The 25,555-nt window shown below is 53.6% G+C and carries 7 protein-coding genes and 3 pseudogenes; 3 read left to right on the top strand and 7 right to left on the bottom strand.

Annotated elements, in window-relative coordinates:
* On the bottom strand, positions 1–187 hold a 187-nt coding region (locus tag EAE93_RS18670), incomplete at its 3' end, for a CHC2 zinc finger domain-containing protein (RefSeq protein WP_214039610.1).
* A 112-nt stretch (positions 188–299) separates the two neighbouring features.
* On the opposite strand from EAE93_RS18670, the gene EAE93_RS18665 reads away from it, so the two are divergent.
* Both EAE93_RS18665 and EAE93_RS18660 read left to right on the top strand, forming a co-directional pair.
* Positions 300–710 carry a helix-turn-helix domain-containing protein gene (locus EAE93_RS18665; RefSeq protein ID WP_248000830.1) on the top strand — a complete coding sequence of 137 codons (411 nt, stop codon included), beginning with the start codon at positions 300–302 and terminating at the stop codon, positions 708–710.
* Positions 711–811: 101 nt separating this feature from the next.
* Positions 812–1,099 (top strand): SymE family type I addiction module toxin, encoded by a 288-nt coding sequence (locus EAE93_RS18660; RefSeq protein ID WP_105397059.1) that lies wholly within the window; start codon positions 812–814, stop codon positions 1,097–1,099.
* A gap of 38 nt (positions 1,100–1,137) precedes the next feature.
* Here EAE93_RS18660 and EAE93_RS18655 read toward each other — a convergent pair whose 3' ends face one another.
* The 4 genes and pseudogenes from EAE93_RS18655 to EAE93_RS18645 form a co-directional block, all read right to left on the bottom strand.
* Positions 1,138–1,476 carry an immunity protein YezG family protein gene (locus EAE93_RS18655; RefSeq protein WP_105397058.1) on the bottom strand — a complete coding sequence of 113 codons (339 nt, stop codon included), beginning with the start codon at positions 1,474–1,476 and terminating at the stop codon, positions 1,138–1,140.
* Positions 1,476–10,448: pseudogene (locus EAE93_RS25375) on the bottom strand (hemagglutinin repeat-containing protein); the annotation flags it as partial. The pseudogene EAE93_RS25375 and the gene EAE93_RS18655, both read right to left, overlap by 1 nt.
* Positions 10,449–10,463: 15 nt before the next feature.
* Positions 10,464–13,652, bottom strand: a pseudogene (locus EAE93_RS25650) (two-partner secretion domain-containing protein); the annotation flags it as partial.
* A 60-nt stretch (positions 13,653–13,712) separates the two neighbouring features.
* A pseudogene (locus tag EAE93_RS18645) lies at positions 13,713–15,389 on the bottom strand (ShlB/FhaC/HecB family hemolysin secretion/activation protein).
* 638 nt (positions 15,390–16,027) lie between these two features.
* Between EAE93_RS18645 and EAE93_RS25360 the strand changes: the two are divergent.
* Positions 16,028–16,165 carry a hypothetical protein gene (locus EAE93_RS25360; RefSeq protein ID WP_181150262.1) on the top strand — a complete coding sequence of 46 codons (138 nt, stop codon included), beginning with the start codon at positions 16,028–16,030 and terminating at the stop codon, positions 16,163–16,165.
* A 111-nt stretch (positions 16,166–16,276) separates the two neighbouring features.
* On the opposite strand, the gene EAE93_RS18635 is transcribed toward EAE93_RS25360, so the two are convergent.
* Together EAE93_RS18635 and mcf are read right to left on the bottom strand one after the other, a co-directional pair.
* Positions 16,277–16,465 carry a hypothetical protein gene (locus EAE93_RS18635; protein WP_152603528.1) on the bottom strand — a complete coding sequence of 63 codons (189 nt, stop codon included), beginning with the start codon at positions 16,463–16,465 and terminating at the stop codon, positions 16,277–16,279.
* On the bottom strand, positions 16,453–25,242 hold the full coding sequence (mcf, locus tag EAE93_RS18630) for an insecticidal toxin MCF (protein ID WP_214040295.1): 8,790 nt from the start codon (positions 25,240–25,242) through the stop codon (positions 16,453–16,455). The genes EAE93_RS18635 and mcf overlap by 13 nt, the downstream gene beginning before the upstream one ends.
* Positions 25,243–25,555: the final 313 nt, after the last annotated feature.

Genomic DNA, 25,555 nt, shown 5'->3' with positions numbered 1-25,555 from the left:
CAAAGCAGTGATACAGGTTCTTAGCCGGCGATATCACCATTGAGGGCGTTTTCTCGTGATGGAACGGACAGCGCAGCACATAATCCTCACCGCGTTTTTTCATCGCACGGCCTTGCTTACGCGCCAGTCCCAGCAACGAGACGGTTTGCTTTAAACGGGCTAAATCGGTATCGGGAACGCGGGTCATCAATGACCTCCTGTAAAAACCTGTCAATAGGGTTTTGATAAAAATAACTCGACAAGCATATACTACAGCAGGTAGTATTTACAACAGTAAGATGTAAAACAGGGAGTAGATTATGGTCATTGAGTCACGAACAATATCGGTAAAAAAGACTATGGCCGCATCTATCAGCAGTGAAGAACAGATTTTTATGATGACATTAGGCAAGAGGATAACCACCTTACGCAAGGAGGCAGGGCTGACACAGGTTCAACTGGCGCAGAAGCTTAATGTTTCCCAGCAGGCTGTTCAGTCATGGGAGGCGGGCAGAAGGAGGATACAAATATCGATACTGCCAACTGTGGCAAGAATACTTTCAGTTTCACTGGAAAAGTTATTCGGCGAAGAGAGTGACCGGATACTGAGTAAGCGCGGCCCGGCTTCACGACTGGAAAAACAGATTCAGATTATTAGTCAGTTACCCAAGGGTAAACAGAAACTGGTGTCTGAGATGCTGGATGCGGTGATTGCGCAGGCTCAGCAATAAAAAAACAAGCGGCTAATTAAAGAAGGGATTTTAACGCGGGCTGATGGTGCAGCCACACCGCCAGCCCGCTCACCACAACCAACTATACGAGGTAGTTAATTATGGCTGGACGCGATAATAAAACAATTCGCCGGATTTCCCAAGCTGAGCGTTTTGGGAGAGCGGGAAAAAACAGCATTTCTTTAAAGGGAAAATGGTTACAAGAGGCGGGATTTACCTTCGGAATGCCGCTAAAGATACGGGTGATGCCGGATTGTATTGTGATTACGGCCCAGAATACGCTGGAACTCTGGCAATGTCTGGAGGGGCTGAGTATTGCACCATTCAACCCCAGTGCTGCCGTTAACTGGATTAAGTATTATCCCGGTGGGTTGATGCTGACAGAATAGGACAAAACAACGGCCCCGGCACAAAGCCGGGGCGGGTTCTAATCATCATATTTAAAATCTATGTTGATTTTCATTTTATCCAGATCAACGGTGATTTCACACCCTGACCAAGCAGGCAAGCCATTAGTTAGATTATTTTCTATATAATATTTTCTCAGTTCTACTAGAGTCTCTATTAATTTACCATCGACATCTGGGCTATTTGGAACAAACCATTTCTTTTCGCCAAGGTTATCAACGTAATCAAATAAAAATTTTGCATGATCATTTTCAGGAGATAGTTCTGCGTCCAGAAAGATCTTAATTGCATTTTCTGGAGCAGCTTCATATAACACTTTTCCTATTCGGGAGTAAATTTCGTCATCAGTTGTTCCCATTATTTACCTCCTGGCGCATTCTTAAATGTTTCTCTAATAGGACGTCCATTATCGATCTGATAAGTTACAGTGATTTTATCAGGTCTAACGCTGTTTCCTATATATGATGGCTCTATCTTCACATTAACTTGTTTCCCATCTTTTAGAGCATTAGCCCAATTGTTCTCCATTTTTTTCCAGGTACTTTTATTAAGGTTACCATTCATTGGAACAATATTGAGCTTTTCACCAGGCCCATTAAAAATACTGGCGATTAAATGGCCGCCTTCATCACCGGCATTTCCACATTTACCACCTTTACATTGTTGATATGTATTACGATCATTCTTCGACCAAGATAGGGTGGCATCCACATTTCCCGTTCTTCCTAATGAGTCAGTATGATAAGTCTTGTTCCCATCCACATGATAGACCGTATTCGGTTCGGGTTTGTTCAGGGCCTTATTCCATCCGCCTTTCTTACCGGAATCTACCACAACAATGTTTTTCTCTGCTGCCGTATTGCCGGGCTTGCCTCCTTTGCCCATTCCACCGGTAACAGCCCCTAATGCCGCACTCGCCAAGATTTCTGCCTGCTGCTTGTCGATACCGTAGCGGCTCTGTAACTGGCTGGCAAATTCCGTACTCGAAACGACGCCTTCGGCTTCAATCTGCTGGGCCAACAGAGAAGACATATCATTCTTCATCCGTGAAGGCACATCGTCACCCAGTACGCGATCGATGGCTTGACGTACCAGCATACCATTAGCCGGGATATCGCCGTATTTTTCCTTGCAGGCGGCGGGATTGGAAGAACACACCGCGATCAGCTCTTTTTGCTGCTTGAGGCTCAGATCTTCCATTTCCTTCGTGATCTGTTTGCAGTCGCCGCGTCCCTCACACCCTTTGGCTCTGGCCGCAAAGTCATCTATCTGCTCCGCGCTCAAAAAGTTATTCTCAACCGCATTCTTCGCCGTCTGCACCCCGGCTACACCGCCTGCTGTCGAATCCGTTGCCAGTCCCGCTGCCAGTCCTCCCGCCAGTGTCGCCAGATTACTGACTTTCTCCTTCTCATCCGGCGACAGCTCGCCCGGTTTCTTATCCGGGTAGAGCACACTGGCAATGGCCGACGCCGCTAATTCACCGCCTGCCGCACCCACCGCCCCCGCAGTGGCAGAACCACCCTTCATTTCGGCAATCACCCCACCTAAAATCGCGTGGGCCGCCAGATTGGTGGCTTTTTCTTCCGCCGTCAGTTCATCATAATGTTTTTTACCATTATAGGTCAGGTTTTTCACCGCATTCGCCAGATACGGTGCCGCACCAGTGGCAATCGCGGCCTTAATATCACCCCCGGCTAGTCCCTGAAGTGCGCCGACCACGGCCGTGACAGCCTGACGCTTCGAGCTGCCAATATCAGCACCCTGATCTTTTATGGCACCGTCATAAGCTATCTTATATGCCCGATCAGCAAGGCTTTTTGCATCGATTGCTTTACCTTCTTTCTTCAGTTGCTCTTCAGCATCCTGTTTCAGTTTCAACTGTGTTTGTGGATCTTTCAGCTTTTCCGTCGCGGTTTTCGTCGCCTTAATCGCCTCATGGGTATTGTAGATATCCATCACCTGGACACCGATTTCGGCGATAGCCTGCGCCTGTGCCAGCCGTCGTTGCTCCTTCTCCTTGTCGAAAATAGGTGTCAGACCGTTGGCGGCATTTTTCGTATCACGACTCAGCTCTGCTATATCCTGTTTTTGCCTGCCCTTATCACGCACTATAATCGTACCGTCTTCTACTGCCGCATGAGTCGTGGACGATTGACTGTCGCTCCTATTGGTGCCCGCCAGCATATTTGACGTCATGTTGGACGTCAGCTGGCTGCCAATCGCGCCACCTGTGCTAACCCCCACACTCTGATGTTCAGTCTTATACTCCGCTTTATTTTCGATATTACTAAAGCCCAACGTCCCCGTCTCCAGACGGTTTTTGTCTTTATCTGCCGTACTGGCAATCACCGCACCATCCAACTGGGTATGCTCACCGACCTTGACATCAAAACCGCCCTGACCTGCAAAGATACCCGTCTGCTCTTTCACTGAGTCAAACTTACTGTGCATTTTGTCACGGCTGGCATTCACACTTGCCGAACCATTCATCGAACCATACGTAAGGCCAGCGCCAGCGCTGACATTCTCCTGTTTGCTGTCGTAATTGTCTTTGTCCTGTTCGCTTTGCAGGTGCAAGCCACGGCCGACATCGGCAGTCACTTTATCCCCGCTGATCTGTGCCCCTTTCAGCGTCGTATCCTGCCCAGATTTTAGGGTGACCTGATTACCCGCATCGACCAATGTTTCAGTGTGGGTCACCCCGTCGCCTTTTTCATGGCCTTTGCCTGCATTGACGCTGGCAGAGAATTTAATACCGTAACCGCCCTGCCCAGCAGTCAGCCCCACACCGACACTGCCGCCTTTGCTGCTGTTTTTACCTCTGATAGTCTGGGTATTTTCGGCAGATTCCAGCACGACATCACGTTTAGCGTCCATTTCTATATCACGACCCGCTTTCAGGCTGCTGCCTTTGACCAGAATATTGCCGCTGTCAGCAACCGCATTGTCTCCGGTGGCCTTGATGCGGATATCCTGCCCCGCACTCAGGCTACTCCCCTGCGATTGTGTCTGTTCAGTACGGGTTTCGGATTTCGATGACTGGCTACCGTAAGAGAGCTGAATACCGATGGTGTCGTTCGGTTTGTCGGCCTTACCGCCCGCCTGATTAATGGCATCAGCTTTCGCAGACTCCGCCTGACTGAGCTGCCAGGCCTGATAACCTTGTGCGCCAGACAGTGCCGCTTTAGTGCCTTGCAAGGCTTTGAGCCGCCCGTCACTCTCTTTTCTGGCCTGCTGTGCCGTGCTGACCGCAGTATTGAGCGCACTGCCCACCGTCCCTGACAACGCCACGGTTAACCCACTTTGTTTCGACTCGAACGTCTCCGTCCGAGTGCGCTTGTCATACCCCGTGTCAATCTGCACGCTGTCGCCGGTAATACTGAGATCCTTGCCCGCCACTAGATCCGCACCGCCGATATGTGCGCGATTGCCAGCTGTGATGCTCACATTGCCCTGGCTGCTGCCCACCGTGCTAACGCTCTGGCTTTGCGTAGTGCCATCTTCATTGATCTGATGACGGGTGGACTGACTGCCCACGGTAAAACCAATTCCCCCGCTGTTAAGCAGTCCGCTCTTTTTCTTCTCTTCCAGCAAATAGTGGGATTGGGTTTCAGTGGCCGCAGTGATATCGACGTTGTTACCCGCCTGCAAGGTCACATCCTTATCCCCGGCTATCGCTGATCCACTCACCGCCAAGTCGTTGCCCGCCGTGATGCTGATGCTGTCGCCACTGAGCAGAGTGCCTTTCTCGCGGGTGACGCTATCTTCCTGTACCGTATGGCTGCTGCTCTTCGATAAGAAGCCTTTTTTCTCTGAACGCTCTTCCGAGAATTGATAATCACGCTCAGTGGCACTGTTAAGCGTAATGTCCTTTTTCGCCCGCAGCGCAAGTGCGCCCCGCTCACTGTGCAGAGTACTGCCCGTGACTGTAATATCCCTCTCATAGGCCACGACTGTAATGCCATCACGCCCGCTAAAGGTGCTGCCCACAGCGCTATCGCTGATAGTCTCCATTTCCCTCTGACTTTTCGTGCTGCCTTCACGCTTGCGCTCACTATCCTTGTCGGTAATGTGCTGACTGGCGTCCTTAATGGTAACCGCTTGTGCGCTCAAACCGATACTGCCTGATTGACTGTCAACCTGAGCCCCTTCAGCCACCAGATTTTCTCCCGCCCGAATTGTCACCTCTTTATCACCGCTCAGTGTACTGAGGTGCAGTCGGTCTTCCTCACGACGGTTACTCACCGATGAAGTGCTGCTGTTGGCTTCCAAATGTGTGCGGTTGGTAGTGGTTTCCGCCAGTAATTTCACGTCCCCGCCTGCCTGCAAGCGGGTAATTCCCCCAGCTTTAGCCTGACTCCCTTGCAGAGTAATGTCCTGCCCAGCGGCCAAGCTGAGGTCGCCACCGGCATTCAGCGTACTGCCAAGTGCCTGTTGCCACTCACCGCTAACCTGCGCCATACGCTTTCCGGGGTCCTCCATACCGCTACTGCTGCGATTGCCCATCGCTCCCGAAATCACCTCAAGGTCAGCCGTGGCAGTGCTTCTGGCCGCAGTGATATCCAGATTGTTGCGAGCGTGCAGACTGAGGTTCTGCGTGGCGCCAAGTTTGGCCCCTTGCAGCCGGATATCCCCGCCGCTGAGGCTGAGTTCACGTGCACTCATCGTTGCCTGACGCAACGCATCCTGTAGATTGGTGCTCAGGGTAAGAGTATCCGCCTGCACATTAATGCTGTCTGCACGGATATCGCCGCCTTGATGTAGGAACTGACCGGCGTCAATGTTGAGCGCCTTATCAACAAACAGATTACCGGCGTTGTTGAGACTGTTCGCTGACAGCTTCAGATTGCCTCCGCCAATCAGGGCGCCATCTCCAGTGAGCCGCAAAGTAGTGTTGGCAAGATAGACCTTGGGCACCCACACTGTCTGCGGGCCGGTGGCAGTCTCGACCGTCTCACTCACCAGCCAGATGATATCCTGCTGCAACGCCGCAATTTGCGTCGGCGTCAAAGCCACACCTGGTTCCAGATGGAAATCTTTTGCCACCTTGACACCATTGTTCATCAGCGACTGGTATTGTTCCATAGCATCTTCGCCGTGCACAGAAGGACGACCCGTCAGTTTGAGCACCTGCTCACGTACCAGACGTTGTTCATAGAACCCGTCACCCAGGCGTTTATGCGCCTGCACCGGGTCATATCCCACTCGTTGCAGCAGGTAATCGCTGCTGATAAACCGGCTTCTACTGGTAAAACGTTCGTCGGTCACCACCAAATAAGGACTCCCTTCAGCCGGGTGCTGACGGAACAAACCGTTATTAGGGACAAATGTTGCCACACTGCCGAGATGTTGTTTATTGGTCAGTGCCAGTTCGGCCGGCGTGAGTGGCCGGTTGTTCGGTGTAAGTGGCTGGCTACTCGGCGTAATCGGCTGAATGTCTGGTGTGAGCGGCCGACTTCCCGGCGTGAGCGGCTGGATATCCGGTGTGAGCGGCTGACTGCCCGGTGTGAATGGCAGGATATCCGGTGTGAGCGGTCGGCTACTCGGCGTCAGTTTCGTATCTCCCGTCTGCCAATCCTCCCCATCAACCGTCACCGCCGGTGGATTACGTTCCCATTCCGCACGTTCGGCCTCCGCCGCCTTCTGTGCCGCATCGACGCTACTGATTTGCGCCTGATTGACTGTGGTGTTTTCCAAATGTGCGCCGTTGATAGTGACGTTACCATGCCCTGTGATGATACCGTCAATGGTGGTCAACGCTCTGGTCTCGTCACGGTTGAAGGTTGGGTACCAATGCCTGGTATCCCTGTCGTAGTGATCGACAATGTACTCTTGATACCGTTCGTTCACCGAATAGCCCCGGTTGGTGACCTTGCCGTCGCCTTTCATCGACAGATCGCCGTTGGCACTGAGGGTGCTGGCGTCATTGAGCAGCTGATCAGCAATGCGCAACACCATGTTGCCGCCCGCCAGAATATGGGCACCGGTACCCGCAGACATCAATTTGTCCCTTGTCACCGTCCCGGTTGTCGAGCGTTCACGGAAATTATTGTAGTCAGTCACAAAGGGCGCATCTGCAATGTCGACATGCTTCTCCGGGTCCCATTGCTCAATCCGCCCCCGGTTGTGCTCGCGCCAGACCGTGTTGTGATAAGGTGTCGGCACCGCATGTTGACGAAAACCGCGCGTCTCATAAAACGTCATGTCGTAGCCGCCGTCGCTGCCCGGCGTCAGAGCCAAGTAGTTCACCCACAGCTCACGCATCTTCCCCCTGCTATCCTTCACTCGCACCTGCGCTCGTTTGCCGGTAGCATCGATAGCCAGTAGGGTACCGTAACGACTATTTTCCACCGCAACGTCATCGCGGAACATCAGACGCTGTGTGGTAGGCATTACGGTGTTTTTGTCGGTATTGACCGTCGAACCGTAAGAGCGCCAGTTGTAGTTGTAACGGTGCCATTTGTAATCGCTTTTTTCCGCCTCACGCGTGATGTCGAGCCCTTCGCGCAGGTTATCCAGCCGTTTGGCCTCAACCCAGATATCCCCGTCAGCCTCAATGCGACTCGCACGATTCTCAATCTTGTCATCACTGCCAAGATGTAGAGTACCGCTGCTATAGATCAGGCTGCCATCCCGGTTGGTCAGACGCTCGCCGGCATGCAAGTTCAGACTCTCCGTGGCGGCGATCACCGCATCGCGCCCATAGTTGTCGATGACCCGGCTACGCACCGTGATGTCATCACCCATGATGGTCGCCGGGTTGTCCAAAATGTCGCTGGTGAGCATCATGCTGTCGGCTTCCAGACGCCCCAAATTGCGCAATGTCCCAGTGGTCAGTTGCAATGTTTTCCCGACCAAGGCACCTAGGTTGGTGAAATGGGTGCTGTTGACAATCAGGTTACCCGGCAACAACCAGTCGGCCTGATTGGTCAGCACACCGGCAATAGAGAAGGTCATCGCCCCGTTACTGCTCAGCGTATCGCCGATCCGATGGGTGTAGTCTTGTTGCACGGCAAGCGTGAGCGCCTGTTGGCTGAGCAATGTCCCGCCTTGGTTATTCAAGGTGTGGGCATTGACCACAAGCTGCTCCCCACTCTGAACGGTACCGCCCTGATTGAATAGTGTCAGTACAGAAGGCGCACCGGTGTTACCGACATTGATGTTGAGTATTTTGTTGGCTAAGAGATACCCCTGACGATTGTCCAGCACGTTAAGGTGCGACAGCGTTAGGGCTCCAGCGCTTTGCAGACGTCCTGCGGTGTTGTCCAGCTCGCGAGCAGTCACGTCGGTGTGTATCGTGCCTAACAGCAGCCCGCCTTCGCGGTTGTTCAGTCGATCGGCCTGCACAACCAGCGCATCCTGGCTGGTGATTTTCCCCTGCCCGCTGTTATTGAGCTGCTTACTGCCGAGACGCATCGCCTTGGTTGATATCAGCTGTCCTGCCTGATTGTTCAGCTGTTCGCCACTGAGTGTTAGCGTGTTGTTGCTGTGAACTTTGCCATGCTGATTATTGAGCACGTTAATGCGGTAAGTACCAGCACCTTGGCTGATAATCATACCGTCCGGATTATCAAGCCGACTCGCGGCAAGCTCAAGAGCGCCCCGGCTGCTGAACACCCCCTGCCGGTTATCAACCCGTTCAGCCGATATCTGCTGGTCGCCGTTGCCTCTCACCATACCTCGGGTATTGTCCAACAATCCCAAAATGCGCAACCCAAGCTGCTGCTGGCTGTCCATCGAACCCATCTCGTTCAGCAGCAATTGCGCATCAAGCTGCATATCCCCACCACTTTTCAACTTACCCTGACGATTATCCAAGGTATCGTTTAAGGTCAGCTGCATCTGCTTCTGGCTGTAGAGCAGGCCATTTTGGTTGTCCACACCCTGTGCCGTCACAACAAGACCATCGTCGGCCTGTAGCTTCCCACCGGCGTTCTGTAATCTTCCGACCGCTGTACCCTCTTTAATGCCCTGTACATCCAGCCGTCCCTGGGCACTGATTTTACCAACCCGGTTATCAATATCCTGTGCCACACGTAACACCAGCGCGCTCGCCGATTGTAGGATGCCTTTTTGATTGTTCAGCTCGCTTACTGCAAGCGTTGTCTCCTGCTGGCTCAGCACGTTGCCCTCTCGGTTGTCAAACCAGCTACCCGTGGCGAACCAGCTACCTTGACTACCTATCCATCCCTGAGCGTTAAGAATATCTTCCGCACGCAGGGACTGCTTCAACTTGCTGAAGATACGACCATTGCTGTTATTTAGTGCGCGAGTGAACTGCATATCAAGCGTGTCCAGTACCTGAATTTCCCCCTGCGCATTGAGGAGGCTCTGAGCATTCACCGTACTGCTCCCGCTACTGGCCAATTTTCCGCCTTGATTGTCCCAATTGCCTGTTAGATTTAACGTCAGTTCTTGCAGGCTTTGAATAAACCCTTTCTGGCGGTTGGTTAGCTGCCCGCCTTGCAGTGACATTGCATCACGGCTGAACAATTTGCCCCTGTCATTGTTCAGCTGGCTGTCTGTACCGCCCTGCCAGTTGAAATGCTGCTGCGCCGTCAGGGTGCCTGCCTGATTAATGACATCCCCCGTACTGTTGAGCGTCAGGCCGCCACCCGATTGTAATTTGCCGTCGGTGTTGTCGATGCCATGTACGGAGACTACAACCTGCTTGCTTCCTTGTGCGATGCCGCCGCGGTTATTCCAACTGCTGTTGGTGCGGATATCCAGCGCATCACCAGCCTCGACAAATCCTTGCTGATTGTCAATCGACTGATGGGCGGCAAGCTGCAAACGCCCCTGACTGATCACCTTGCCCTGCGTATTATTCAGGCTCTGTACCATCAGATTCAGGTTTTCTCCGCTCATTTCTCCGGACTGGTTATCAACACTGCCGGTAGCATTCAACGTCAGTTCCTTCTGGCTCTGAATAAACCCCTTCTGGCGGTTAGTCAACTGCCCGCCTTGCAGTGACATCGCACTGCGGCTGAACAATTTGCCTGCGTCATTGTTAAGCAGACTGTCCGTACCGCCCTGCCAGTTGAGGTGTTGCTGCGCCGTCAGGGTGCCTGCCTGATTAATGACATCCCCCGTACTGTTGAGTGTCAGATAGCCACCCGATTGTAGTTTGCCGTCGGTGTTGTTGATGCTATGTACGGAGACTACAACCTGCTTGCCCCCTTGTGCGATGCCGCCGTGGTTATTCCAACTACCGTCCGCGCGGACATCCAGCATATCACCAGCCTCGACAAACCCTTGCTGATTGTCAATTTCTTGATGGGTGCCAAGCTGCAAACGTCCCCGACTGACCATCTTGCCCTGCGTATTATTCAGGCTCTGTGCCGTCAGATACAAGTTCTCACCGCTCATTTCTCCTGACTGGTTATCGATGCTGCCGGTGGCGTTCAACGTCAGTTTCTGCTGGCTCTGAATAAACCCCTTCTGGCGGTTGGTCAGCTGCCCGCCTTTTAGCGACATCGCACCTCGACTGAACAATTTACCCTCATCATTGTTCAGTAGGCTGTCCGTACCGCCCTGCCAGTTGAGGTATTGCTGCGCTGTCAGGATGCCTGCCTGATTAATGACATTCTCCGTACTGCTGAGCGTCAGGTCGCCACCCGATTGTAGTTTGCCGCCGGTGTTGTCGATGCCATGCACGGAGACCACAACCTGCTTGCCCCCTTGCGCGATGCCGCCGCGGTTGCCCCAGATGCCGTCGGCGCGGATATCCAGCGCATTACCGGCCTCGACAAACCCTTGCTGATTGTCAATTGACTGATGAGCGGTAAGCTGCAAACGCCCCTGACTGATCACCTTTCCCTGCGCATTATTCAGGCTCTGTACCGTCAGCTTCAGGTTTTCGCCGCTCATTTCTCCGGACTGGTTATCGATGCTGCCAGTGGTGTTCAACGTCAGTTTCTGCTGGCTCTGAACAACTCCCTTCTGGCGGTTGGTCAGCTGCCAGCCTTTCAGCAACATCGCACCGCGGCTGAACAATTTGCCCCCGTCATTGTTCAACAGGCTGTCCGTGCCGCCCTGCCAGTTGAGGTGTTGCTGCGCCGTCAAGGTGCCTGCCTGATTAATGACATCCCCCGTACTGTCGAGCGTCAGATCGCCACCCGATTGCAGTTTGCCGTCGGTGTTGTCGATACCATGCACGGAGACTACAACCTGCTTGCTTCCTTGTGCGATGCCGCGGCGGTTATTCCAGCTGCCGTCGGTGCGGATATCCAGCACATCACCGGCCTCAACCAACCCTTGCTGATTGTCAATCTTTTGATGGGCGGCAAGCTGCAAACTCCCCTGACTGATCACCTTGCCCTGAGTATTATTCAGGTTCTGTGCCGTCAGCTGCAAGTTTTCACCTCTCATTTCTCCGGACTGGTTATCAACGCTGCCGGTGACGTTCAAGGTCAACTGTTGACCAGCCAGCAATTTGCCCTGACCATTATTGATATCCGCCCCCGACGTGATGCTCAGTGCCGACTGACTCTGCAACGTACCACGCTGATTATCGATTGCCTGACGGGTGTCAAGCTGCAAACGTCCCTGACTAACTACCTTGCCCTGCGTATTATTTAGACTTTGTGCCGTCAGATGCAGGTATTCACCGCTTACATCCCCAGACTGGTTGTCGACGCTACCGGCGGCGTTCAAGATCAGCTGTTGACCGGCCAGCATTTTGCCCTTGCCGTTATCGATATCCGCTGCCGCCGTGATGCTCAGTGCTGACTGGCTCTGCAACGTACCGTGCTGGTTATTCAAATGTCCAGTCTCAAGAAACAAATTACCGTTGCTACCCACCACCCCGCCGTCGCGATTGTCCAGCAGGCCGCTCACCCGCCAGTGTTGCGCCGTGCCGTCAAGCGCCACCAGACGTCCTTGTCGATTGTTCAGGGTAGCGGCATTCAGGCTAAGTTGCCGGGTTTCAATGCTGCCTTCGGTGTTATCCAACACTCCGGTCAGCGCAAAACGACTTTCCCCAGCATCAACCTGGGACCAGACAGCCCCTTGAGTGAACAAGCTGTCAGCGTCAACCGCCCAACGGCCAGCACGTACCTGCGCCTGCTGCGCCTCAATATTGCCCGAGGTGTTCACCGTGAGTTGTCGGCTGTCGACCTTTGCCTGTTGCAAGGCAACGCCGCCGGCTTGTGCCGTAATCACGACACGGCTGGCCGCCAGATTGCTTTGGCTGACATCAACCCTGTGACCAGTCACGCTGACATCGCTTTTACTCAGCAAACTGCCTCTAGCTTGGATATTGCCCTGGCTGCTCAGTGTCAAATCCGCCTTGCGCGTCAACGTGCTGTTTACATCGCTGCCTGCCAGCAAATGCCCGCTGCTCTGAATGCCTCGGTCAGATGCCAACTGGATGTCGCCAGCTGCCGCCAGAGTACCTGACTGACGAATGTCGCCTTCGCGGCTTTGTACGACAAGCTGCCCGCCACTGTGTAGTTTACCGTGATGTTCAATACCATCTCTGGCGGTCAGGGTGACATCGCCACTAGCTTGAGTGACGGCCTCCACAGCCTCCGACTGCCAACTGAGCCGACCCTCACTGCTTACGATCAACGTCTTGCCTGCCTGCAAGTGTCCCCCATGATTACGCACACCTACACCCGCATCGGTGCCTATCATGCGAATATGGCCGCTATACATGCCGCCCATCTGTCCCATGTCTATCGCTAACTCAGGAGCCTTGCCATCCGCGCCCAGCGGCATAACCGTCTTACCATCCGCACTAATACGGTTTCGGCCCGCCACCACTGAAAGTTCCTCTTTGGCCCAAATGCCAGCATTCACTGCCACCGCACGTGCCAGAATATCGACATACTTGGTGTCATGGCGAGGATCACCGTTGAGTCCTCCACTCCCAATATGCACCAAACCACGCTCTACCTGATACCCCTCCAGACTGCCGTCAGCGTTCAATTGCGGCTTACCGGTGGTCAGCGTCATGCGTCCGGCATTGATGGTGCCACAACCGTTGCACACAATTCCCGATGGGTTGGCCACAATCACCTGCGCTCTGCCACCGGCCACCTCCAGAAAACCCCGCAACTGGCTGGGGTTGCTACTGTTTACCTCATTGATAATGATCTGGGCCGGCGCTGCGTTCGGGTCAAGCCGGGGGTTGCCCTGTATCATCCCTGCCAGTTGGGTGGAGGTCATTACCGCTGAGTTGTTGAGAATGGCGCCTCTCTGGTCAACATCAAATTGCTTGTAGGGATTATGCGATATCCCTGCCCGGTTAGGTGCATTGATATTGACCTGCGGCAGGCCGTTTTGGGTTACTATGACTTCCGGCCGCCGGGCGTGCGCCGCCTGTTCGTCAGCCATGATGCCACCAGCCGACGCTTGCCCGGTAAACAGTGCCATCCCTAGCAACCACACCGCACGACGCACCGTCACCCACAGGCGCGATACGCCGCAGCGTTGCCCAGCCGTAGTATTGCAGCCGCGAGCCAGTTCCGATACCACCCGCAATTCACCGTGCGTGCGGCTGTAAATAAGGCAATAACACTGTTTGTTCATAAATCATGTCCGAGTTAAATAAAAGGCAACGTGTGCTTGTGACAAGGTTGACCGGCGTCATCAGATTTCTAGGTTGACACTGAAACCACTACTCACGCCCGGGGTATGAAAACCTTTTGGCTTGTAGAGCGGTACCCCGGCAAACAGGTCGTAATGGAACCGCCCCCACAACGTGCCACGTACACCCAAAGCGCCGCCCGCCAGCTGATGCCCGGCAAGATGACGGGTTCCCGGTCCATCTACACGACCATAGTCTGTCGCCCAGTAAAACTCATGGCCGCGCGACAACACATTCCAGGCCAGCTCATTACGCCAAAGCAATCCCTTTTCACCGGACAACATCTGCTCGCCGTCAAACCCGCGCACGGTGTAACGCCCGGCAATAGACATCCGGTCCTGCGGCGTCAGAGGATGTCGGCTCCACTGCCAGCGTACGCTGGTGTAATAACGCCAAGGCTGCTTACCCCAAGCGAAAGGTATATTCAAACTGACATCGCCCAAGGCAATGCCAGTACGGGCACTGCCCCCGTGATAGGCTTCTTCAGGCGCCGGCAAGGCCCCAAACGCTCCAGTGCCCCGCCGCCAGTTGGTGTTAGCGTCTAGCGTGACATTGCCAAGGTAGCTACGATGGCTGAGTCCGAGTTCCCAGCCAGCAGTACGGCGGCGCTGTTGTTCCATCTCGATGCCATTTACAGAATTCGTAGAATGGTGGCGAAAGACGCGCATATTGAGGGTAGTTTTATGCGACTGATTGCGAAACAGCAGCCTAGACACGGTAAATTGCGCATTCTCGCTCTTGCCGCGGTAAGTCAGCACTTGGCTGACCTCGGCGATATTCTGGTGATAGGTGTAGTCGTTGTAGTTAGCGGAAAAAGACCAGTAGCCAAACGGGAAGAAGTAGTTAACGGTACGGGAACGGTTACCAAAGGGGCCGTGCTCAAACAAATCCTTGCCGATGTTGGCATAGAACAGGTCGTTCTGGGTAAAAGGCGCATCAATCGCCAGGGTCACTGATCCCAGATAGCGGCCTGTGCTTTTGGCGCCACTGTCATCAAGACTCAGACTGAGGCGAACCGGGAGCCGACTTTCTTTCCAACTAACCAGCAGGTCACTGGTAGCTTCCTGCTGACTGGGTACAATTTTAATATCAGCCTCAGCACTGGGCACCCGTTTGAAATTTTCCAGCGCCTGCTCAATATCACGCAGGTTGAGAATATCCCCGGATGTGGCAGGCATGGCATTCCATAACCGCCCACGCCAGGAGGTCGACTCATCAAAGTGGATGTTAGCAATGCGGCCAGGTTGGAGCGTCAGCGTCAGTACGCCCTGGGTCAGATCCTACTCCTGCACCATCACACGGGTGGTGACGTAACCTTTTGCCAGAATGGCGTTCTGCACCTTGTTGATAGCCAGCAAAATCCCCTGCCTGCCTAGACAGCGCCCTTTAGCGTCTTTTGCTGCTTCCAGCGCCCATTGAAAACGGCTGGCAGCATCCCCTTCCAAATGCAGAGCGTTGATGGTAAAGCAGGGATGCTCACGATCAGGATAATCAGGCAGGAGCACGTCGGGTCGCTTGAGCCGCACAGTCGGTGCCTTTGCCTCTAGACGTTGTTCTAACGCTTGTTGTTGCTGTTTCTGATGAATAAAGAGTTGGTCATCTGCCTGCACAGGCTGAATAGCAAATACAGCCCATCCGGCCAACCCTACGAATATTTTACCGCGAGTTACCGTTGCCATAGTTGAACCAGTACAATACTTAATTATTATTTAATAGTTTTAAGGGAAATATTAGGGGAAGTATTATGGTTGAAGGTGTTTTATTTTCAAGACATGAGACTGATAATTAACCAAAAAGGCGAACATTCAGACTAACCAACTGTAATCATGCAACAAAACGGTAATAAACTAACATTAATGAAACGTATTATATGTAGCATTAAGCATATTCATCTGAGTTTTACATGTCGAAAAAACAAAACCATGACAAATATAATTAACAAAAATAATAAATTAAGCAATTTACTAAGTATTTTTCAGAGTATTCTGACGGGAAGAAATCCCATCCTTTTAGACGAAAAACGCGTCCCGCTATTTTCCTTTCGATAACATCTTCCGCATCAACACCTGCCCAAACATCCCTTGCAGATTGCCTTGCCTATGCCCCCTGATCCATCATGCTCGTAATATCACCTATCCGAACACTGGCCCATACCAAGGCCCCCAAGCCAGCGGGCTGTTTCCCACCATAATGTCACGAAATTCAACGCAAACACGACAAAAGTCAGCGTCAATATGGTCTTAAATTCTTAGGCAGCAAACAGCAGGATCAGCGGTATCAGGATATACAACGCCACTAGGATCACCACCTACATCAATTGGCAAAGCCTGACGTACCGCATCAAACATTAGGCAAAATCGGTTTGATTATCCCCAGAACACTGACCATTGAGGTCAATATCGCCAGCTTAGTCATCACACCCGTCACACCTTTAGAGTCGATGATCATGAGTTAGTTATAAGAGATTACATCAGTTCAAAAAAACTCCCTATCTTGTGACAAGGTGTTTAATGACCTGCTTCTACAGAAGAAATGATTCGACCGGAACCCAGAGACAGGAAGGGCTTTATGCCCCTCCTGTGGTTTTTCCTGTTAACTCAAGATAGCGAAGCCAAGTACCGCCTGTCGGCTTAACAGTTTTGCGGCAGGCTCTCGCGAACGCCGTCACCCCACTCAACTTAGCCAGACCAGAGCCTCCATGTCCGTGACCGAGACGACAATATCCACCACTTTCACCAACTACTAGATGGCCCAAGGCAGCTCGAACAAGCCAATATTGGCTGTTCCCAGCCTGGTAAAACCCTTGACCAAGTGATCCACGCTGATCACCGACGAGGAACCTTCCAGATCGATTTGCAGATGCCGGTGCGTCACCGCCTGACTACCGAATACCTTACGTATCACCAAGACCGTGCCATTGACCGAATCGGTCAGCATCAAGTCATCCTCGTGACGGCTAACGAAGATTTTTTCCGCATCAACCGCCAGTATAATCAAACGATCCAGAACCTGGTTCGGGTCATCGTTGTCAATAACGACCGTACGGTAATACGACCACATCGTCTGGCTGAGGCGGTAGGTATCGCTACCGGCGCCACCATGCAACACCACGCTATCGACACCCGCGATCAGCATTGGGCTCAGATCACCCTTGCCCCCATCTTGAAGCAACAGCGACGAACCAATGCGTTCGACATCGGCGTAATGATTCAGCTTCTGCGCACCGCTCTCCTTGACCTGGTACAGCATCTGGTCCGTTGGGTTGTACACGTACGCGCCCTTCTTCCCGACAGCAATGCCGATAAAACGCAGGTTATCCGTGGCAGGGATGCCACCGATGGAGAACACCTGACCACTACCGACATCGAACCAGCCTTGTGTATCATCACCTTGCAAGGTCAGCACGCCTTTGACTCGCCACTGACCGGCAACCTCAGCAAGTGCCTGTGACAGACGGACGAGGTTGTCCTGTTGCCAATCTTTGTCGACAGCAACCAACTGCAATTTGCCGTCATGAGTTCGCAGCAGGATCTCACCCTTAACGGTGGTCAGGCGCAGCCCGGCATCGACTTGTTCCGCCGCCTTGAGGTGAAGTTCAGGCTCCAGCTCATTGGCCGCAGGAAGTTGCGCCGAGGCTTCAAGCACCTCGTCGGTACCGAACGCGGCAGCCAGCGCATCGGCAGTCATAGCCGGCTGACGATACAACTTGCCGCTGGCGGGTTCGAACAGTCGCGCACTGGAACCGTCCACTTCAAAACCCAAGAACTGCGGATGTTTGTCTTGCAGAGCGGCCGAAGCGACGACTACCTGACCGTTGTGGTACCACACCGGCAGCAGGCTCTTGCCGTCAGTGTCCTTGACCCCAAACACCGCCAGGGTAGCTCTGCCGTCTGTGACACTGGTCAAGTCCTGCCACCAGTGGATACGTCCCTTAAGCCAATGCTCGTTGACCGCTGCGTAGCTAAGCTGCCCCAGTGCATCAAGCCGGGCCACACGCCCGTCTTCGGTCACCACGACCAAGTGACCGTTCAAATTGATCACGTTGGTCAAGGCTGGCGTAGTGACCCGCAATGCGCTCGGCTGGTTGGCGTCGAGTACTTCTTGCCCTGGACCTTCTTGACGGAACAGGGTCTTTTGCTCCTTGCTGTAGAAGAAAAACACTTCCTTGCCACCGAGCAACGGCATACTCCCCGCTAACACCAAGTCAGCCGGGATCTGCCAAGCACTGCGGGTTTGTTCATGTGCTTCGAAATGCAAGGTCTGATCCGCTGGCGGCGCCAGATTCGGCTTGATTAGCGTACCATCGCTGGTGCGTATCCAATAGCGGTGCGGCACGCCAGCCGCATCCACGCCGAACACTGTAACCAGCGCCGCACTGGTCGGCTGGATCAACCGTGCGCCCAACGTATACATTAGGGTCCCGCGCTGAGTGCTATTGCTCCTGTAGCCCTGGAGTATGGCCTCAAGCTCATCACCATGCCGACCGATGCGTGCCGAAAGCTGGAGCAGCGCATCATCGCCCACCGCACTAACCAACTCCATTCGGTCACCGATGATCCGATAGCCCAGTTCAGCCTCCCTCTCCTTTAGCCGATAACGGCGCGCCAAGTAGACCACATCTCCCTCCTGCCAGAACCGGCTGATATGGCCCGCATTCTGGTTGAACCAAGGCTCAAACTGTGCGTCGACCTGTCCGGTGGCGATGTCTACCCGCCACGCCACCGCGTTGTCGGCGTCGTAGAAATAAGCATAGTCGCCCATCACTGCCCCCAGTTGGGCACGTTTGGCCTGTTCATTGGTGGTGTCAGTGAACAGCATGCGGTCCTTGGTCACGTCATAGAACGCTCGGCCAACATCTCGCCCTTGGTGTCTGTAATTTTCCACCACCACATACTGTCCGTGTAGCTGATGCGCCTTGGCCAAATCACTCAGGTGCTGCTCAATTTGCTGGCCTGGCACCTGCCACTTGCTCGCATCTTCACTTATTACCTGAGCGGTCAGGCTAGTGAAATCGACTTTGCGCACCTCCCCCTTGCCGTTGACTACCAATACCTGACTGTTCTGAGCCAGATAGAGTTTTACCACAACCTCCTTGCCCTTCTCGCCGACCAACAGTTGGTCCTTCGATACGCTGATGCTGTCGCTGGCGAGCTGGCTGCTGTCGATGATCCACGTACTGGCAACATCGCTCGTGAGATTAACCTTAGCGCCTTCGTTAAGGCCGATCAGGTATTCGCCGCCCGCCCCCTTGATCTCATAACACAGAAAGCCGTGCAACTCCTTGGGCAATTCGGGCGCCACGAGTTGCCGGTTGCGCTGATCGAGCACTACCTCGATCGGAGTGTCGACGTACTCATGATGAATCCTGCGAATCGTCTCCTCCCCCGGAAAGATGTAGAAGTCGTAGTCGAACCGCTTGTCTTCCTCAAGCCTGCGGATCACGTCAAAACCAGCGTCGTGGCGAGTGGTGGCGCCGGGAAGCAGCATGTATTCGTAGCTAATGTAGGACTTAGGTGTGCCCGGCAAGATCACAACGTTGCTGTCGCCGTGCTCAAGGGGCCGAGAAACATCCTTATAACCAATGCCGCTGCGTACTTCGATCGCCTGACCACGGTCATGGACCATTCGCGGAAAGTCACCGACCCAGAAGAAGTAATTGATTTTCCCTGAACCAGTAGAGCCGGAATGGGTGCGGTAGATGTACTGGCTGTCGAAATCGATCTGGTTCTTGCTCAGATCTAAAGTCTTGATCACCGCACCGGCCAAGGGCACCAGCACTTGCTTCTCGTTGTCATACCGATAGCCATTGCCTTTGTACGCCTTATCAACCGTATCAAAGTAACGGCCCACCGCCTTGGCATCCTCAGCGACCGCACCAAAGGCTTGAGCCAGCGCCGTAAAGCCCACCGCTAGCCCGCCAAGGATCACCCCGGCCCCACCGAGGACCGCCCCGGCAGTCGAGGCACCGACCAACCCGGCCCCTATGCCGGCTGCGCCGGTGACAAAGCTAGCCGAATCGAACGCAAGCTGGGTGCCGAACACCGCTTTCTGCACATCATTCTCGGCATGGGCCAGTTCATAAGCATCCAGACCGATCATGGCTCCACCAAACAACACGCCAACGCCTTCGTTGACGGTGTGACCCAGACTCAAGGCAAATTCCTTGAACGACGTTTGGGCAGCCACCACTTCGCCGCGCAGTGCCGTACGCACTAGTGCCGTGACTTTGATCACGTCCTGCACGCCACCATGAACCATCTGGACAAAGTTAAGGTAGCTGTGGACTTTGAGCGCGGTAGCCAGATCAGGAGAAGCCATCCCGTTTGCAGCATCATGACGGTTCTTGTCAGAAAACCACTGGATCAACGCCTGTACCGCAAACCCGGCATTTAACCCATCCACCGGCGCGGCCTCGCCAACCCCGCCGCGCGGCCGCATCCGTCCACTTTCCAGAGTAAAGTGCTCGTTCAGTACGCTCATGTGCTCATCGACGAAGCGCCGGAATTCGACAAAAGTGCTATCATCAGTGTCCAGCCAGCGAGTCTGCTCGGGTTGGTCACGGTTGATGAACTGGACCCGGTAGCGGCCTTCGCCCTGCTCTTCGGTCGTGGCGATGATCGGTAGCCAGCGGCTGTCCAGTTGGTGCTCTTGCGCCAGCCGGGTACTGGCGGCTTCGAACCGTGCCCCCCATTGCTCGGCATCAAAGGCTTGCAGCGCGGTGCTCAATTGCAAGTCTTCCGTGATCCGCTCTTGTGCACTCATCACCTGCTCGACCTGGCGCCGTTGCCCGATGACGCTGGACAGTTCCTCAAATCTGGTCAGGTCAGCCACATTCAGACCATTACCCACGGGTACCTCAGCCATTTTGCCGGTATCGATCTCAATCAGGTTGAAGGCCGGTGCCGACTTGCTGCCGAACGAGCCATAGTGCACGGCGAGTCTGCGCCCTACTAAGTGTTGCTCCATAGCCCTGGACAGACTTTTGGTGTTGTCGAAGGCAAAGATCCCGACGTTCGGGTCATAAAAGTAGTAGCGACGGCCTTCGGTCGTGACAGTGCTCCCAACCATCATCGAGTGATTCTGGGTATTGAGCGCGAACATCGAGGTTCCGGTCGTTGCAGCCAGCCGCGATACCACTTCGGACAATCCAAACTGCCCTAGCTCCGTGGAAGCCTGAACAGCTTCGACATTGGAGTGCAACTTGATCAGGCTGTTTCTCAGGAGCGTGGAACTGCCCGCCTGAGGGTCAGCGGAGGCGAAGAACAACTTTTGCACAAGGCTGTTGATGCCAGCCTCGCCGCCACTAGCCAATGCCACAGTCATGGCCCTGACCAAAGGATAACAACGGCCACCAGATCGGTCACCGACCAGCGACAGATAAAAGTCCTGTGGTACCAAGCGGTCAAAGACACTGCCGGCGTCATGGAAATCCTCGCTGAATACCGCAGTCTGCCGCAATACCTTATCGATGTACTCAGCCCGGCTGGTTTCGGTGATGCGGCCGCTCAAGGCGCCCTGTTGCTCGGAGGTGAGTTTTCCTTCAAGAAACAGGCGCTTCATCTCCAGTGCCGACATTTTGTCATCCACGCCGGGGATCTCGATCTCACGAAAGTTGCGCAAGCCATCGCTGAATCCAGTTCCCCGCGCCCCGCGCTGATAGGCTTCAGAGATAGCGTAACGTTCACCCACGCTATCGGTGCGCTGCTTACCCCCGCCCTGAATGGCTGTATCGTCAATCCGAACCACCGCAGCGCTGCCGTTTTTGGCCTTGATCTGCTGCCAAAGCCAGCTTTGTTCGACGAAGCCCGCTTCACGCAGGACCGTATCGTATTGCGCCTTGTAGTACTCTAGGGTGATATTGAGCTGCTTTATCTGTTGGTTAATTAAGTCGCGCCGAATGGTATTGCGCCGGTTCTCATAGAGTTTGTTTCGCTTATCCACCAACTGCTTGGTATCAGCATTGATCCTGTCATAAACCTCGGCGCACAGCTTGGCCCACGCAGCAATCGCCGGATGATCAGGAGAAAACTCACCCTCTGTGTATACACCATCGGAGACCCCTGAGATTGATACCTCGAACTGGGTGGCTACCTTCTTCAATTGTTGATGAATCTGCTCGCGGTAGGCGACGAATTGAGCCTGATTTCGTTCAACCACTTGACTGTCCGCCACCTGGATCGAGAGCGGCTCCTCGTCGTCACGCAGCCTCAGCCGGAGCATCTGACCATCTCGCTGATATTCCTGACGCTGGAGCACTAACTGCCATTCGTGATTAACGTACTGCATGTACGCCGCAGCGAGGCCCTCCGCGGTACCAGCTATCTGATAATCCTTATAATCCACTGCCATGACCACGTTGTCGTACAGCAACGAACTATTGACTCGACCATCGTGGTAGACCCGGAAGGTATTAGCATCAAGGCTAGTCACCACCAGCGAGCCGCCCGATAGCGTCCCAGTAAACAGAAAGTTCCCCGCGATTGTACGTTTGGGAATGTCCACATAGGCGGGTACCGCATTGGCTTGGTTCGGGCCGTTGTAGCCGAGGAAATACGCCGGTATGCTGCTTGAGGATATATCATTGGCGCTTTGCTCAGTGTACTCAAGCTCATACAAGCCTGATCCGACCTTCACCAACTGAGCGCTCCCCTCTGCCGGGAGGCGCCCCGATCTGACCAGCGCTTCAGCACTGACAGTGTGTGTTTTGGCGAATAATACAGGATCAGTGACAAACTGATGAATGTCGGCGCTGCCTTGGCGGGGCTCAAACCCATCACCTACAGACGTCAACCCGGCCTTGAGTTCGAGATCCTTCACCGCCTGCCCCAACAGCGCCGGTCTTGGACCAATGCGGGTAAAACGCGGTGGATGGAACTCGTCAGCCGCCGACAAGCCCTGATTGATGATCGGCAAGACTCGCGCCATCACTCCGTCATACAGCTTACCCTGTAATGCCTTCTTGCTGCCTTCAACGCGGTACTTGTCAAACATCTGCAACATCTCCTTGCCGATACTATCCGCGCCCTCCGGTTCATAACGCGCAGCGACGTAGAAAGTTTCGAAGAACGAGTGATAGCCATTACGTATCATGAAGGCCGCATTGGCCATCTGGAATTGCCAGTACTGCTTGACGCTCAACGCGCCACCGAACAATTCCGTCAAGACATTACTGACGGTCTGGGTAGTCCCGGAAATCCCCCCCACGAACGGGGTGTCCAGGTCATTCATATAGCGGGTAGCGTCATTCTTGAAGTCCGGACGGAACTGGTTATAGCTGCGGTATTTATCGTCCTTGATCAGGTACGAACCATCACGATATGCCTGCTCCTCAGAGCTGGTATTGAGAATCAGATACGGGTCGGGTTGATTCAGCCGGTTATTGATCATGATCTTGCCGACACCCAGCTCAGCGTGAGGATTCACTGGGGCCGCGGCCTTGGAAAAGCTATCGGCTACCGGGCGCAAGGCATGGAACAAGATCTGTTTGCGCAAGCTCCTGCCCTCATTACTCAACAGCGCCGCCTCAACCATCGGACGCAGTTGCACATCGGTACCTTCAAGGCTCTGGGGACCAGTCAACAACAGGATGAGCAATTTGTCATCCAGCGAGCGCTCAACCTCTGCCTGATCGAAAACATGGACTTTCGGATTGCTTGGATGCTGTGCCGCGTTGGCACTGGCGACCCGCTGGGTTTCCGCTTCGACGGCCCGAGTACGCCATTGTTCGTACAGCGGTGCCAGCAACTCCCTGGCCTGAGCGATGTCACTTTGCACATAGCCATTTTGCAGAACCTTGACCACAGCCGGGTTTTTCACCAGTCTCGTCGCCAGCCTGAACAACAACGGGTCATTATCTCTGCTTCGCCAAACCGAAGCGGCGAACGCCTGTTCCCACAGCACCTTATTCAAGTTATTACCTTTGATATCGCGCATGTTGTCACGGGGGTACTCCGGCGCCAACACCCCTGCGGGGGTGATGTGGTTACGTTCAAGCAAACGCACTAGTTGTTGCACGAACGCTGTACGCTCGATGCTGCCTTCAAACAAGCGACTGGCCTTCATACCGCCGCTACGCAGTTGTTCCAACTTCTCGAAAAATGCGGCGTTGTATTGATACAGTGTGTCAGTCTGTGCCTTGCTCAAGTGACTACTACTAACCTTGTCGCCATCAACGCTCATCACCCCAAAAGGCGTCGCGGACAGGTAGTCGTTGTCCTGAGGCATTTCCAGCAAGTACTGACGACCGGCAAAACCTACCGACCGTTCCAGCTCATGGATATTGACGAAAAGCCCGTCACGGTCCGGATGGTAACTACTCTGGCGAAACCCCTCCAAGCCGATAGTCCGAAAGCTAGCGATATCAGCATTCTGGTTGATCAGGTCACTCAAAGCGCTTGCCAATGGCACTTCACGGGTGATGGTAGTATTCGGAGCCTGGCCGGACACCTGAATCCCGATCTGATTCGGCACCTTGCGGTCAACGCTAGTCAGTAGCATCTTGCGACCGTTACCCAGCAACTGAGCCTTGAAACCTCCGCGCAAGGTGCTTTCTGAAACCAGGTAGTTGGCGAAGTACTTCTCGACGAATTCGGTTTTGACCAGCACCGAGCGAATTGGCGTATAAGTCGGCGAGCGAAAAGATGGCGGCTCACTCTTGAGTCGGTATTGTTGTTGCCAGGCCAGTGAACGGGCGGCGGTACCGAAGGAAAAGTTGAGTACCCCATCCGTCAGCACGACCAGCCTGCCGTTCTCCAGGAAGAAGTCTTTGAAGCGGCCATCGGTGCTGGCATTAACTAGCGCGACATTCATGCGGATGTAACCAGGACGCTCCTCCATCATCAGCAATGAAATATTTACCGGCAGATCATCGGAGGCCTGAGGCACCTTGGTCAGCGCACCGAGAGCGGCGGCCTCTTCCGTAGCAGATGCCTTGAGCAAAGCGTTGTAGCGGGCATTGACATCCTTGTAGGCTTGTAGCTCAGAAAACAGCGTCACATATTTTTGGCTGAACGTGGAATCAGCCACTTGTATGGTCAGTTGTTGTTCCAGACGCTTGATTTCGGTATCCAGCTTAGCCTGCTTGTCCACCGCGTTTTCTCTCAATGTCGTCGCATTCAGGGGCTTGGAGTCGTCGGGACCGAGCATGACCAAGACCTTACGCCAAGTGCTATCAAAGTGCGTCATGGCCGTCTGCTGGCGGCGGTATAACAGGATGTCGCGGTCCAGTTGCTGCTTGTAGGCGTTGATCGCCGGCGTGCCAGGCACATCAGTCATCTGCTGCCGTCTTTTTTGTAACGTCTGCAACTGATCGCCGACAGAAACGGGGTTGTCCTGCATCTGAAAATGCTGAGCAGCCAGCACACTCAGAGTGCTCTGCTGCATTTCCTGTAACCGCTCGTCTACCTGTTTGATGTAGTCAGTACGCTCATCAGGACTCATGTTGAACCATTCGGTTTGACGACTCGCCGCCCCAATCTGTCCATCGATCAAGGTATTGAGCAGGTTCGTAAAATCTTTGGATATAGAAGCCATTGCAGTGATCCTCTGTCTGTTTTTATATGATCGGGTCAAAGGCAAATGTCATTTTATGCCCCCTCATTTGGGTGATAGCCGCAGGTCATAGTTCCTTAGGTTCGTGAATACTGGATAGTCAACATTTATCCTCTCTGTAGTTATGGTCATAATTATCCCCTTTATTTTTTGGCTATATTACAAACCATATTAATAATAACTTTTGATTATAGTAACCTTAGGATAGATATAAATATCAATTATTGATAATTTTAATTATTTATTAATAGGATTATTTTCATGTGAATATATTTTTGAATCATATTGTTATGTT

The organism is Photorhabdus akhurstii (assembly GCF_018448925.1).
Taxonomy (GTDB): Bacteria; Pseudomonadota; Gammaproteobacteria; order Enterobacterales; family Enterobacteriaceae; genus Photorhabdus; species Photorhabdus akhurstii.
The sequence above is the reverse complement of the archived record's forward strand: the minus strand, read 5'-3'. Positions and strand labels throughout refer to the sequence as shown.

Excerpts from the sequence above, each read along its gene's own strand:
- EAE93_RS18665 (WP_248000830.1), top strand. The coding sequence starts at position 300 with ATGGTCATTGAGTCACGAACAATATCGGTAAAAAAGACTATGGCCGCA.
- EAE93_RS18660 (WP_105397059.1), top strand. The coding sequence starts at position 812 with ATGGCTGGACGCGATAATAAAACAATTCGCCGGATTTCCCAAGCTGAG.
- EAE93_RS18655 (WP_105397058.1), bottom strand. The coding sequence starts at position 1,476 with ATGGGAACAACTGATGACGAAATTTACTCCCGAATAGGAAAAGTGTTA.
- mcf (WP_214040295.1), bottom strand. The coding sequence starts at position 25,242 with ATGGCTTCTATATCCAAAGATTTTACGAACCTGCTCAATACCTTGATC.